Below are 12,928 nucleotides of genomic sequence, written 5' to 3' on the forward strand. Positions count from 1 at the left end.
GTATGAAAATCACCAAACCAATATACGGAGCAGCATTGCTTGCCACCATGCTCCTGGCAACTTCCTCCAGCAAATACCGGAACGTGAAAGAAGACCCCGATCCGGATCCGCAGAAAGAGCTTCAATCATTCAAACTGGCGGAGGGATTTGAAGTTACATTATTTGCTTCAGACCCGATGGTGGCCAAGCCCATTCAGATGAACTGGGATGCCGAGGGACGGCTATGGGTTGTGAGCAGCACTGTGTACCCGCATCTCAAAACAGGGGAGTCCGCCAATGACAAGATTTTTGTCCTGGAAGACACCGATGGGGACGGCAAAGCCGACAAGTCTACTGTTTTTGCAGAAGGGTTGATCCAGCCTACGGGTATACTGCCGGGTGACGGCGGCTGCTATGTGGCAAACTCAACTGAAATCCTGCATTTTTCAGATACAGACGGCGACGGTAAGGCCGATAAAAAGCGTCGCGTCCTCAATGGATTTGGTACCGGTGATACCCACCACCTCATTCATACATTCCGCTGGGGTCCCGAGGGCCGGATGTATTTCAATCAGTCGATCTATATTTACAGCCACGTGGAGACACCTTTCGGGATCCGCCGGCTCGAAGGCGGAGGTGCCTGGGCATTGAACACCCGGAACCTGGACATGGAGGTGTATGTACGCGGCCTGGTAAACCCCTGGGGCCTGCAGTTTGACCGCTGGGGGCAATCATTCCTGACCGACGGTGCAGGAGGCGAAGGGATCAACTATGGTTTTCCCGGTGCCACTTTCGTGACAGCGCCGGGTGCAGCGCGTATCCTGCGCGGGCTTAACCCCGGCCAGCCCAAACACAGCGGGCTGGATGTTGTTTCAGGAAAACATTTGCCTGATGCCTGGCAGGAGCGCATGATCACCAACGATTTCCGCGCAAACCGTATCAACAGCTTCAAGCTGGAAGAGCAGGGGGCAGGTTACGTTTCCAGACAAACCGATGACCTGATGTGGTCGGATAATGTGGCTTTCAGACCGGTGGACATCAATGTAGGTCCGGATGGCGCCATTTACGTTGCCGACTGGTACAACCCGATTATTCAGCATGGAGAAGTAGATTTTCACGATCCGCGCCGTGATCAGCAGCATGGACGCATCTGGCGCATTGTAGCCAAGAACCGACCTTTGGTACCCAAGCCTCAGCTTACAAAAGCCAGTGTCAGGGAACTTCTGGAAGCACTCAAACTGCCCGAAGAATGGACGCGCCTGCAGGCCAAGCAGGTACTGAAAGCAAAAGGTGCAAAGGAGGTAATTCCGGCTTTGCAGCAGTGGGTTGCTGCTTTGGATAAAAATGACAAGCAGTACGAGCATAATCTGCTTGAAGGACTCTGGGTTTACCAGACTATGGAAACGGTTAACCAGCCGATTTTACAGGAAGTATTAAGTGCCAAAGATCATAAAGTCCGTGCTGCCGGTTTGCGTGCCCTGGAACTGTGGTACCCGCAGCTGACAGGTGTTCCCGCAACGCTGTCCAAAGCGGTCAGGGACGAACATCCGCAGGTACGAATGGAAGCCGTGATTGCATTGCGTAAAACCAAAACTGCTGATGGCGCAAAAGCCGCATTGATGGTACTGGATCAGCCTATGGATGAGTTCCTGGACTTTGCATTGTGGCAAACTGTTCGCGAACTGGAACCGGTATGGCTGTCGAAAATAAAGGCAGAGCCGGAGTTTCTGGGTGATGCAAAAAAGACAGCTTACGCATTGAAATCTGCGACCGGGCCGGACGCTGCCGGATTACTGGTACAGCTCTACCAGAAAGGTCAGGTACCGGAAGATTACCAGAAAGATGTACTTGCAAGTATCTCGCGCACCGGCCAGGTGAATGAGCTGAATACCTTGCTGGATATTACAGTCCGGAACAAAGACAAAAATGCAGCGGCACAGCTGGCAGCGCTGGAACAAGCAGCAAGCCAGCGTAATCTTAAACCTGATAAAAATCCCGCACGTATTGCTGAGTTTATAGAAAATGATGACGAAGCAGTGAGCGGGGCTGCAATTCGGCTGATTGGTTTGTGGAAACTGAATGAACTGAGCGGAAAGCTGATCAACTTGATCAAAACCGGGGAGCCGGCGACAAAAAAAGCCGCGTTGGGTGCATTGGCCGGCATTGACCAGTCAACAGCAAAGCAGCTGATGGTAGACCTTGCCGGACCGAAAAATCCAGCTGAGGTACGACTGATTGCTGCCTCTCAGCTCGCGTCGGTTGATCCGAAGGAAGGTGCAAGAATAGGCACCGAGCTCCTGCGTACATTGCCGGCTGACACGGATGTTTCTGAATTTTTTCTGGCATTTATTCCTACCAATGAAGGTAGTGCAGCATTGGCCGAGGCCATCGGGACCAAGAAAATACCGGAAGGATTTGCGAAGCGTGGTCGCCAGCTGGTACAGCAGCGCGCCGGATGGACACGCCAGAACCTCGACGAAGTACTTGCTTTGAAAAATGCGCTGGAAACGTCGGGTGGAGCAATGCCTACCCAGAAAATGCCGCAGGACCTGGACGATCAGCAAATTGCCGGGCTTGCCAAACTGGTAGCCGAGAAGGCGGACCCGGTAAAAGGAGAGCAGATTTTCAGGCGGGCAGAGTCCAGCTGTACGACCTGTCATGCCATTGGCGGTGCAGGAGGGTTGATCGGTCCTGACCTGAGCAGCCTGGGTACCAGCTCGCCTGCCGAGACCATTATCCGCTCCATTTTGTATCCGAGCCTATCGATCAAGGAAGGCTACGATCTGAAACGGGTTGTAAAAAAAGACGGCTCTGACCTGATGGGTTACCTTGCTTCTGACGGGGCAAATGATATTGTGATTCGTGATGTTACAGGCAAGGAAGTATCTATTGCGAAAAGTCAGGTGCAGGTCATGGAAAAAGTGCCTGGCTCGCTCATGCCGCCGGGACTTACCGCAGGGTTGGATCAGACTGAGTTTATTAACCTGGTTGGTTTCCTGACCAGGATGGGTGAGCCGGGAGACTTCCGGGTATCAGCCAACCGGTATGTGCGCCGGTGGGAAACAACGTCTAATGCAGGCGCGGTGACGGGTAAAACTGTAAGGAACGCGAAAGCTGCATGGGCTCCGGTTTATAGTATGGTTTCCGGCGAGCTGCCTGTGGGCGATCTGCCTGAGGTAACTTCCGGCGGCAAAAAGGTAAGTGTGGCCAGGTTTGATGTGGAAGTTTTGACAAAAGGCAATGTGACCCTGGCATTCAACGCACCGGCGGGGATTACTGCAACTGCCGATACAAAGCCTCTGAAGTTTTCCGAAGGCAATATCACAGCCGACCTCCCGCAGGGAATGCATTCGATTACGCTGCTGATCGACAGGGAAGCATGGAAGCAGCAGGGTTTGAAAGTAGAATTAAAAGATGCCCCCGGCGGCGCACAGACGCGGCTGAAGATGGGGAGATAGGAAATGATAAAACAAAGGCCCGGCAGACGCCGGGCCTTTGTTTTATATCAATGCTGCCCGAAGGCTCCCGCAAACTCCCTGGCAAAGTCTTCCAGCTTGTAGCTGCCGGGTACCGGACGGTTTTTCCAGTATTCTTCCTGCATTTTACCACTGCGTAAAGCCTGGCCCATTTCAACATAAAGTGAAGCGAAGCTTTCATTCAAACCTGCACCAAGCATTCCCTGGTATGCATCTTCGTCGCTGAACGTAACCCAGGGCGTATTTTCCTTTCCAATTGCTTTTCCGAGGATTGTGGCGATTTCGCTGGGGTGGCGCTCATCGTTGGCGATGTTTGTGATATGATGCCCGGTGAAAAGGTTTAATAATTGTTCGGTAGCTACTTCAGCGATGTGGTCAGTATGGGTAAGGACCAGCTTTTCGTCTGTATCACCAAAATTATTGCCTGCAATACCTGCCTGCTGAATCAGCCCGCCAAGGCTGAACAAATTACTGAAAAAGTAAGACGGGCGCAGAAAATTCAGGTTCAAGCCCGGGATTTGCAGCAGTTTTTCTTCCAGATAGCCCAGGGCATCAATCGGCCCCGCACCTTCGCGCAGGTGGGCACCCAGGCTGCTCAGCACCACAATATGTTTGATCTGGCTACCTTGTAATGCATGCAGGTAAGCATCCGCTACTTTCAGCTGAAAACCTTTATAGTCTGTCAGCGCAAAGCTGCTGGGGATCATGAGGTAAGCCACTTCGGCATCCCTGAATGTGCGGGTAACAAACTCCTGGTCTGTGGCAGATCCGATCGCCGCATGCGCACCGAGTGCTTCAATTTCTGCTTTTTTATCGGGATTGCTGCTGATAACAGTCACGTCGTGTCCGGCTGCTGCCAGGTTTTTGGTCACGGGTAAGCTTACATTGCCCAATGATCCGGTGATGATATATTTCATTGTTTCAAGTTGTTTTTTGTTGGGACAAAGCTAACTTTGTACATACTTTTTGACAAGTACTTACCCCAAAGTATGTATCATGACGAAGATCAAGGAAAGCTCGACATACAATGTAAACCGGGAGATCGTGATGCAGGAATGTCCGGTAACTTATGTAATGAATAAGATCGGCGGGCATTGGAAACCCATCATTCTATATCACCTGCTGAGCGGTGAGAAGCGATATTCGGAAATCAGGAAAGCGATGCCGCACATTACTGAAAAAATGTTGATCCAGCATCTGAAGCAGCTTGAAACAGACAAGCTCCTGGTACGGGAATCCAGGCCCGTAGTTCCCCCTCATGTTACTTACACGCTCACAGAAGCCGGCCACGAGCTGCGGACGGTAATTAATGCCATGGCGGAGTGGGCAGCGAGGGATATGACGCGGCAGTAGCGGACCAGCTCCGGCGCATTCAGAAAAGCCTGTAACCCAGCACCAGCGCAAGCCGGGCATGTTCGGCATCAATCCGCATGTAGCTCGACCGGAAGGGGACAGGGCTATTGTAACGTACTTCGGCACTGAAACGGTTGCTTGCCAACCCGGCGCCGGCAGCGTAGTAAAACCAGTTGGTATAAACCTCCATTTGCTGCGCTGCATTTTTGGAAGTGCCTGTTATGGTACGGAGTACGCCCAGGGCATTGACAAACAGCTTACTATTGTTTTTCAGGAAAAAATAGTGGCGTGCGCCCGCAACTACATCTACCGACCAGAACTGCACATTCAGGTTTGTGTTGACCACATTGAGCTTGTAATGGTAATGCTGCCACACGGGTTCAACCAGTATCGACCACTTGTTCCTGTTGACGCTCAGAACATACTCACCTTCCAGTCCAATCCGAAATGCCGGGCTCGTAGCATGGCGGCTTCCTTCGTTGCTGAATGTAAACTGGTCGGTGGAAAGCATATTCAGGTTCAAGCCTGGTGTCACTTTGACGTGCAGGGCGTCGCGCTTTTCAGGTTGCAGCAAAGGTTTGGCGCCGGGTGCAGTACATGCATTGTATTTTTGAAAAAAGGAAACCAGGTCACCCTCACGGTAAGTCAGGCGTGACAGACTATTCTGGGAAATATCCCCGCAATTGACATCATTAAGCAACTGCTGCCGAAAGCCGTAATTGAACATGGCCTGTCCGTCGTCATTGATATATTGCTTGTAAACAAGCGGCACAATGAGTGAGTCGCCTTTTTGATAATAAAACTGGCGCAGATTACCCGAGCGGTACAGGAACAATTTGGCAGGGCCATGGACAAGCCGGTTTAGAAAAACCATCCGCACCGCCCACATCGGATTACGATCATGCGAAAGCGCACCTACGTCTGTGGGCGACTCGTCGATCCTGGCCTGGTCGCGGATATAAGTGATCCCGTTTTCGGTGCCGAACTCCTTCACATGGTCGATTGAGCCGGTGAGGGTTTCTCCTGTTGGGCTCAACTTGTAACGAAAGGATTGAGGATTATTTTCCCATCCCACATTACGGAGGAGGCACTCGGTTTTTTGATTTTGGTCATCAATAAAATATCCTTTTTCAAACTGAATCTGGGCAAGTGCGGGCGCAGCCAGGATAATCAGCACACAAAGTTGCAGGTAGCGAAAGATCATAAACAGACAGGAAGAGAGGTTTCACACAAAATAAAGGATTGTTTTGAAATCTTAACTGCCGGTTACTCAGGCGGGATGATGAAAAGTAAATCTGTTTTGGCCGCGGGAAAGGAGAAAAGCAGGTACATTCCGCTTTTAAACGTGTACATTTTATTGATTAATGATCGCTATGTTCAAAAAACTATTATCCCTGACCCTGCTTCTCGCCGCAGCTTTTACGGCTCAGGCGCAGCAGTTCAAAGCATTACTTTTTACAAAAACAGCCGGCTTCCACCACGTTTCTATTCACGAGGGCGTAACAGGCATCAGGAACCTGGCATCCCGCCACAACTTCTCGGTCGACTGGCAAGAGAGTGCAGATGTTTTTAACGAGAAAAATCTGGCAAACTACCAGGTGGTCATTTTCCTGAATACGACGGGAGATATTTTGAATGCCGAGCAGCAGGCAGCATTTGAAAAATATATCAAGAGTGGAAAAGGCTTTGTCGGCATTCACTCCGCTGCCGACACCGAGTACGACTGGCCATGGTACGGCAAGCTGGTAGGTATGTATTTCAAAACCCACCCTGCGCAGCAAACCGCGTTTCTGGATGTGAAAGACAGCAATTTTCCAGGTCTCGAACGCTTTCCAAAGCGCCAGCTGTGGACAGACGAGTGGTACGAGTACAAAAAACCATACAATGCCGATGACCTGAAAATCCTGATCACGCTGGACGAAAAAACTTACGATCCCAAGACTAACCAGGGGACCGGCATGGGCGCCGAGCACCCGATGTCGTGGTACCACAATTTCGACGGCGGCCGCGCATTTTACACGGGATTGGGGCACATCGGACTCGTGTACTCAGACCAATCTTTTCTGGATCATTTGTACGGAGGAATCTGGTGGGCCGCTACCGGGAAAGGGATGAAGTAGTGGCTCTATAACTGCTTAGTTTGATAATAGGAAGTGGCAGCGCCACTCCCTATTATCATCCACGCAGTCCCTACTATTGTCACCCTGAAGGCTTGGGAAGTCAGGCTTATAAAGTGGAAGAATTATAGATGGTTATCCTACTTCACCTCGAACAAAGCCATCGTATAATCCAGCAGCGATGTGTTCCCCAGCTCTCCGTGCCCGGGAATTACGATCTGAGTATCCGGATATTTCTTCTTGATTTTGGCGATGGTAGCAGGCCAGGCTTTTTCATTGGCGTCGGCCAGGTTGCCTTTGGTCGCATTGAGCTCCTTGACCAGGCAGCCTCCAAACATGGCCTTTTCACTCGGGAAATAGCCGATAATGTTGTCGGGCGTATGGCCTTCTCCATTGAACTCGGCTACAACGGTACGGTCGCCTACTTTCATTTCGAGCCGCTGCCCGAACCCTTTTTGCGGCACGGGGAAATGCCTTGATTTGGTTGAATCAATGGTTTGGTTGGTAGCATAGGATGGAATTCCTTTTTTGTGGAAAGCCGCCAGTCCGCCTACGCAGTCCTCATGAAAGTGCGTCGCGATCACTGCTTTTATTTTCACATTCAAATTCGTTTGCAGCCACTCCATGACCGCATAGGAAGTGGAATCATCTATCGGTGTGTCAAAGATAATTGCTTCACCTTTATCAAAAACGATCATTCCATTGCATTCAACCCGGCCAAAACTTTGTGTCTGCAGGTAGGTGACGTGGCGGTACACATGGTCTTTCACCTTTTCAATAATCAGATTGTCGGTATGCAGTTCATCGGATTTCTGCGCGAAGGTACAGCTGGAAATCAATGCAAAAAGGAAGATAGAAAGTCGAAAAATCATGGGAATACTTTGGAGTGAACGGCAACGGATTGGCCTAAACGCAATATAGGATAAAATCCTATATTTGAGGATTATCACACTTTTTATAAACCTTCCAAATCCACATCCGCTATGGAAATCCTCGGTAAAATCCTTGTCGGCCTCGTCGCTCTCGAACATCTTTACATCATGTACCTCGAAATGTTCGCCTGGGAAACAAAAGGCAAAGAAACCTTCAAAGGCTCCCTCGCACCTGAGCTTTTCGAGCCTACCAAAACATTAGCAGCTAATCAAGGTCTATACAACGGTTTTCTGGCCGCCGGCCTGATCTGGACCCTATTCATCGAAGATCCCAACTGGTCATTTTACATAGCCGTATTTTTCCTGACCTGCGTAATGGTAGCCGGGATTTACGGGGCATTTACGGCTAGTAAAAAGATTTTCTGGGTGCAGGCACTGCCGGCGATTGTGGCGTTGGTGGTGTTACATGTGAGGTGAGGCTACAAATAAGCCCGGCCTTTTTTTTGTTACCCTGACATTATATCCTTTATCTTCTGTTCACTTCAACTTTGTCACCCTGAGCGGAGTCGAAGGGCCGATGCAGCAGCAACCACGTAGTTCTAGCTTTCGCATTGCAAAAGGCGGCAAGTAGCAAGCGCCGTTGCGGGAAGTGCTTCGACTCCGCTCAGCATGACAAGGGTTGGTTAGCAAGTAGAAGGTTGGTGAGCTCTGAAAAGTTGGTAGACTAATTCAATCACTTATTACCCGAATGCGAAGCATTCATACACTCCGCCAGCTCTCTCAACACCTCCCAATTTCCTTTAATAATCGCCTCCTTCTTCTTTCTGCTCCAACCTTTCACCTGCTTTTCAAACGCAATCGCATTATTCACATACTTGAATTCATAAGAAAACACCAGCTCCACCGGCCGCCTTGTATAGGTGTAGCATTCCGGATTTATGCCTGAGTTGTGTTGCACGAAGCGGAAGTTGAGGTTATTGGTAACGCCGGTATAATAGCTGTCGTCAGCGCATTTAAGAATGTAAACGTGGTAAGTTTTGTGGTGCATTGGCGTTGTCTTTTTGTTTAGACGTGCCAATGTGTGAAAGGTAACCGTAGTTAATTGTAAAAAAGGTAGGGAGGTAACCGCCCCTTGTTATGCTATCAGCTTTTGTTAAGCTAACCCACTCATGCCAAGCTAACCAACCTTCGTTTTGTCAACCCACCCCAGTCAGCTAACCAATCCTTGTCATGCTGAGCGCAGTCGAAGCAAACGTGCACTACGCAAAAAAACTCACTCTTTTCAGCACCCCGGGCTGCCAGCTGCCATCCCGCCTTCTTAATGCCCGCGAAATGGTGAGTACTTCTTCCAGACGTCCCTCGGGATCGCTCATGAGGTTTTGGCTATGGAAGTATTGGCCGATGATTTCCCACTCGAAAGTGTCGGTTTGGGAATCGTAAATGCCGATGGGGATGCGGTGGCCGTCGGTCTGGAGCGTGCCCAGGACGTGCTGCGCCTCTTCCTGTGACGAGCAGCCCACGTGCTGGTACTGCCCTTTCAGCGTATATAGTACCGAGTAACGGTTTTTCGAAAATTCGTTTCCTTGCGCTTTCTGCTTGTTCTGTCTGAGGGAATTTTGCAATTTTTTCATGATCTCTGTGTTTGTGTCTCCGTTCACACGTTCGCTTAATCTGCTTATTGTAAAAATGATAAAATGAACGGAGATGTTTAAAGTTTCAAGCCAGCATTTCGTGCCGCTCAAAACCATAAACGCATCTTGTATTTCAATAGTTTAACAAAATTCCCACACAGGCGAAAGTTCTTCTGATCTTGAAGGTGTTTGATGGAATAGTGCAATTTTCAACGATTGCTAAAATTCGCTAAAATGGTTGTTTGGTGGAACAAATGGAACTCTTGTAGGTAATGCCATGACCTTTTACACTATATTAATGCTAACAATTAATAACGAGTCATTTCCGATGAAAAGAGTTACAGCTATTGGATTTTCAATACCTAGTTTTAGCAATGACGATCATATTCCACTTGATAGTCTAGGTGCGCTTTCTGATACCGATATCGCGCTATTTTCCCCTAACTTATCGTATACATCGTATTCAAACTACGATTCTGATAGTTATCCAAGCAGAGAAGAGTTTGAAGGAAAGAAGCTATACAATAAAAAATCTTCCGCCGACATGTTGCTACACTCGCAACACTGGCGAAATGAATTAACGCATTTTATCGAAAATGGCGGAACGGTATTTGTAATTTTATCTAAGCAAGAAGATTTCTTTATTTATACAGGAACTACCGATTTTACAGGAACTGGACGTAATCGTAAGGCTGCCCCTCACGTTAGTCCTTTCTCAAATTATAACTTTTTGCCATTTAAAGATTTAGAATTTAAGGTTGCATCTGGTAAAACCATTGTTCCAAGTAGTTCTTCTGTAGCTGATTTGTTTGCAAACTTTAAGGATTATTTGCATTTCGAAATGTACATTAAAGGTGACAAGCTAAATAATCCAACATTTACGACAAAAAATAAAGATCGTGTTTTAGGTGTAAATATTAAGTTCGGTAAAGGGCTTGTTCTATTCATACCACATTTAAACTTAGAAGTTGATAAGTTCATCAAATATAATAGTAAAAAAGATCAAAATGATTGGAATGAAGCAGGCATAAAGATTGGTAAAATGCTCCTGACTAATCTTGTAGAAATTGATAAGGCAATTCGGAAACATGTTGAGAAGAGCCCTCGTCCGAACTGGATACAAAACGAACAATTTCTGCTCAAATCATCTGAGAGTACAAGATCTTTAATCAAAGAGCATAAAGTAGAAGTTACAAGAATTGAAGCAGAGATTGCAGAGCTTAGAAAAAAATTCATAGACCAAGAAAGTTTGAAGGATTTGCTATATGAAACCGGGAAGCCGTTAGAGGACGCGGTAATCAAGGCGCTCAAAATACTTGGCTATCAGGCAGAGAATTACAGTGATGGCGAATTAGAGTTAGATCAGGTCATTATATCACCAGAAGGAGATAGGTTAATCGGCGAGTGCGAAGGAAAGGATAATAAGGATATCGATGTGACGAAATTTAGGCAGTTACTGTACTCTTTGAATGCAGACTTCGAGTTAGAGCACGTACAAGAGAAGGCTTTCGGCCTGTTATTTGGAAATCCTCAAAGATTAGTAGACCCAGCTGAAAGAACATTGGCATTTACAAAAAAATGTTGTTCAGGTGCTGAGCGAGAAAAAATTGGGCTTATTAAAACTGAGGATCTTTTTAGAGTAGCGAAATATATTTCGGAGAACCAAGATAATGACTTTGCCAAATTGTGCAGGGACGCCATTATTCAACAGCTTGGGAAAATAATACAGTTTCCCCGTAAAGATTGATATGCATTTCTGAGGTTTTAAAGAGGACGCAAATTATAAATTAATTACGCTATGCAATCAGATTATGACCGAGTAACAAATATTGAAAAATGGAAAACAAATATCCTTTATCTATCGACGATAATAACCCTATCATTGACCATAGATGAAAAATACGAATTTAGCAAAAGATCAGACGTTTTGTTGGATTACGTAAATTGGCTAATCGGGATTAACTCAATCTTTGTTTTTGTTTACGTCTGGATGGAAATTCAAGGAAATCTTATTTTTTCGAAAGCGGAGAGGAATAGAACTCTGCAATATGTAGACAATTCGTTCGACACTAATTTTGCAGGCAAAAAATTGGATAATTATTTTACCCAGGATAAACTAAGCCCTGGGTTTTATAAGTTCAGTGTAAATTGTTTTGAAAACACGTTTCACACCTTCAATATTGTAAAACAGATGCAGTTGAAAACCTACGCAAAGGCGGCAGTTATCTTTGCCGTATTTATGTTTTCCGCTACTGTCGGTGAGAAAGGAATGGCACGTTATCTCATTGAATCAATTCTGCCACTTTCCCTAATTCAACAAGCAATCAAGCTAGCGATTTTTGTTACAAGACTTGATAATCTTTTGGAAGTCTTTTCAACATTTTTTTCCTCGTTGAGGGGAAAAGATTTTACCGATAGAGAACCTGAGGCGCTAAAAAACGTAATTACTTACGAGACTATTTTGGCATGGGCTTCAATCCCACTGGATAGTAAGGTTTTTACTAAAATGAGAGATGAGTTAGCGGACGAGTGGAGTCAATTAAAGATCAGTTTTAGTATCGAATGACTTTAACGACTAGGAAATTCGGAATTATAGAAAAGATTCCACCAATAGAAGGCATTGTCAATGCTTGAAGTTCTGTTATCGTAGGCTTTCAACACTCGCGAGTATCCTGTTCCCAGCCTTGATAAAGCTATTGTTTTCTTTGCATCACTTTTACAAGCTTTCACATATCCTGATATTCCCATTGGATCTTGAATGTCAGGTAAATTATTGTCATATAAAAATTTGAAAATATTGCGAAGATCAATATCGTATACTATTGCGCTTTCTTTTTCGGCATATTTAGTCACTCTAAGTTCCAGGTAAAAGGAATATATGGGGACTTGGTTGTAATATTTCCAAGCTTTAACAAGCTGAATAAGTGGTTTAAGCTTACCGTTTAATCTATCATTTTCTCTATTGACGTAAGCATTATGAGCGCCAGGACTGGACTGCATCCAACCACCATCATGACTTGGTATATTGTAGCTGTATTTCTCACCCATAGGTGTATTTACAAGTCCGTAGTAGTAAGCTGGCGTCAATTCAAGTCTTTCGGAAGCATATTTTCCGAATGGTATTCTAACAGCGGGACTTTTTACTTCTATACCAACAGTTCTAGGAAATGTGTATTGTAATGCCTCCTTTACTTTTCTCAATGTGTATCCTGAGTCATTAAAAAATTTATCCGATGGGCATCTAGCAAAATAATCCGTGTCACTATAGTGTCTTACACCGGTCCCGTTTCCAAACGAGCCAGTTTCAAAGAATGAGGTGCACCCGAAATTATTTTCCATGCATCTCCTTACTGAATCTTTGTGAGAAGCGGCAGTGGTATGCTCGGATTGCAAAGGCTTTAACCACCCTATAAATGTTTCAAATCCTTCCTCTAAACTTTTTGGCATAATATTGATTTTGAGGGTATTTAGGATATTTAATAACCACGCTAAGCGACAAA

The 12,928-nt window shown here is 46.5% G+C and carries 12 protein-coding genes; 6 read left to right on the forward strand and 6 right to left on the reverse strand.

Annotated features, from left to right (window positions below):
- The first annotated feature begins 2 nt into the window (after positions 1-2).
- A complete protein-coding gene (locus tag HWI92_RS20250; RefSeq protein ID WP_204658659.1) occupies positions 3-3,437 on the forward strand; it encodes a PVC-type heme-binding CxxCH protein in 3,435 nt (1,144 codons plus the stop codon).
- Between the two features lie 47 nt (positions 3,438-3,484).
- On the opposite strand, the gene HWI92_RS20255 is transcribed toward HWI92_RS20250, so the two are convergent.
- Positions 3,485-4,372, reverse strand: coding sequence for an NAD(P)H-binding protein (locus tag HWI92_RS20255; RefSeq protein WP_204658661.1), 888 nt, complete (start codon positions 4,370-4,372; stop codon positions 3,485-3,487).
- 79 nt (positions 4,373-4,451) lie between these two features.
- Between HWI92_RS20255 and HWI92_RS20260 the strand changes: the two genes are divergently transcribed.
- Positions 4,452-4,808 (forward strand): winged helix-turn-helix transcriptional regulator, encoded by a 357-nt coding sequence (locus tag HWI92_RS20260; RefSeq protein ID WP_204658663.1) that lies wholly within the window; start codon positions 4,452-4,454, stop codon positions 4,806-4,808.
- 19 nt (positions 4,809-4,827) lie between these two features.
- On the opposite strand, the gene HWI92_RS20265 is transcribed toward HWI92_RS20260, so the two are convergent.
- Positions 4,828-6,012: a hypothetical protein gene (locus HWI92_RS20265; RefSeq protein WP_204658665.1), complete on the reverse strand. Its 1,185-nt coding sequence runs from the start codon at positions 6,010-6,012 to the stop codon at positions 4,828-4,830.
- Positions 6,013-6,181: 169 nt separating this feature from the next.
- On the opposite strand from HWI92_RS20265, the gene HWI92_RS20270 reads away from it, so the two are divergent.
- Complete coding sequence (locus HWI92_RS20270; protein ID WP_204658667.1) at positions 6,182-6,928, forward strand: ThuA domain-containing protein; 747 nt, start codon at positions 6,182-6,184, stop codon at positions 6,926-6,928.
- Between the two features lie 137 nt (positions 6,929-7,065).
- On the opposite strand, the gene bla is transcribed toward HWI92_RS20270, so the two are convergent.
- Positions 7,066-7,797 (reverse strand): subclass B1 metallo-beta-lactamase, encoded by a 732-nt coding sequence (gene bla / locus HWI92_RS20275; RefSeq protein ID WP_204658669.1) that lies wholly within the window; start codon positions 7,795-7,797, stop codon positions 7,066-7,068.
- A gap of 111 nt (positions 7,798-7,908) precedes the next feature.
- Here bla and HWI92_RS20280 point away from each other — a divergent pair, with 111 nt between their 5' ends.
- Entirely contained in the window at positions 7,909-8,274 is a 366-nt protein-coding gene (locus HWI92_RS20280; RefSeq protein WP_204658671.1) for a DUF1304 domain-containing protein, read from the forward strand.
- 256 nt (positions 8,275-8,530) lie between these two features.
- Here HWI92_RS20280 and HWI92_RS20285 read toward each other — a convergent pair whose 3' ends face one another.
- Positions 8,531-8,845 carry a GIY-YIG nuclease family protein gene (locus HWI92_RS20285; RefSeq protein WP_204658673.1) on the reverse strand — a complete coding sequence of 105 codons (315 nt, stop codon included), beginning with the start codon at positions 8,843-8,845 and terminating at the stop codon, positions 8,531-8,533.
- Positions 8,846-9,056: 211 nt separating this feature from the next.
- Positions 9,057-9,428: a hypothetical protein gene (locus HWI92_RS20290; RefSeq protein ID WP_204658675.1), complete on the reverse strand. Its 372-nt coding sequence runs from the start codon at positions 9,426-9,428 to the stop codon at positions 9,057-9,059.
- Positions 9,429-9,756: 328 nt separating this feature from the next.
- Between HWI92_RS20290 and HWI92_RS20295 the strand changes: the two genes are divergently transcribed.
- Complete coding sequence (locus tag HWI92_RS20295) at positions 9,757-11,175, forward strand: hypothetical protein (protein WP_204658677.1); 1,419 nt, start codon at positions 9,757-9,759, stop codon at positions 11,173-11,175.
- Positions 11,176-11,226: 51 nt separating this feature from the next.
- Complete coding sequence (locus tag HWI92_RS20300; RefSeq protein ID WP_204658679.1) at positions 11,227-11,994, forward strand: hypothetical protein; 768 nt, start codon at positions 11,227-11,229, stop codon at positions 11,992-11,994.
- A 2-nt stretch (positions 11,995-11,996) separates the two neighbouring features.
- Here the strand turns inward: HWI92_RS20300 and HWI92_RS20305 are convergent, their stop codons facing one another.
- A complete protein-coding gene (locus HWI92_RS20305) occupies positions 11,997-12,875 on the reverse strand; it encodes a nucleotidyltransferase domain-containing protein (RefSeq protein ID WP_204658681.1) in 879 nt (292 codons plus the stop codon).
- Positions 12,876-12,928: the final 53 nt, after the last annotated feature.

It is taken from the genome of Dyadobacter sandarakinus (assembly GCF_016894445.1).
Classification (GTDB): domain Bacteria; phylum Bacteroidota; class Bacteroidia; order Cytophagales; family Spirosomataceae; genus Dyadobacter; species Dyadobacter sandarakinus.

Coding starts and splice junctions, on each gene's coding strand:
- HWI92_RS20250 (WP_204658659.1), top strand. CDS start 3: ATGAAAATCACCAAACCAATATACGGAGCAGCATTGCTTGCCACCATG.
- HWI92_RS20255 (WP_204658661.1), bottom strand. CDS start 4,372: ATGAAATATATCATCACCGGATCATTGGGCAATGTAAGCTTACCCGTG.
- HWI92_RS20260 (WP_204658663.1), top strand. CDS start 4,452: ATGACGAAGATCAAGGAAAGCTCGACATACAATGTAAACCGGGAGATC.
- HWI92_RS20265 (WP_204658665.1), bottom strand. CDS start 6,012: ATGATCTTTCGCTACCTGCAACTTTGTGTGCTGATTATCCTGGCTGCG.
- HWI92_RS20270 (WP_204658667.1), top strand. CDS start 6,182: ATGTTCAAAAAACTATTATCCCTGACCCTGCTTCTCGCCGCAGCTTTT.
- bla (WP_204658669.1), bottom strand. CDS start 7,797: ATGATTTTTCGACTTTCTATCTTCCTTTTTGCATTGATTTCCAGCTGT.
- HWI92_RS20280 (WP_204658671.1), top strand. CDS start 7,909: ATGGAAATCCTCGGTAAAATCCTTGTCGGCCTCGTCGCTCTCGAACAT.
- HWI92_RS20285 (WP_204658673.1), bottom strand. CDS start 8,845: ATGCACCACAAAACTTACCACGTTTACATTCTTAAATGCGCTGACGAC.
- HWI92_RS20290 (WP_204658675.1), bottom strand. CDS start 9,428: ATGAAAAAATTGCAAAATTCCCTCAGACAGAACAAGCAGAAAGCGCAA.
- HWI92_RS20295 (WP_204658677.1), top strand. CDS start 9,757: ATGAAAAGAGTTACAGCTATTGGATTTTCAATACCTAGTTTTAGCAAT.
- HWI92_RS20300 (WP_204658679.1), top strand. CDS start 11,227: ATGCAATCAGATTATGACCGAGTAACAAATATTGAAAAATGGAAAACA.
- HWI92_RS20305 (WP_204658681.1), bottom strand. CDS start 12,875: ATGCCAAAAAGTTTAGAGGAAGGATTTGAAACATTTATAGGGTGGTTA.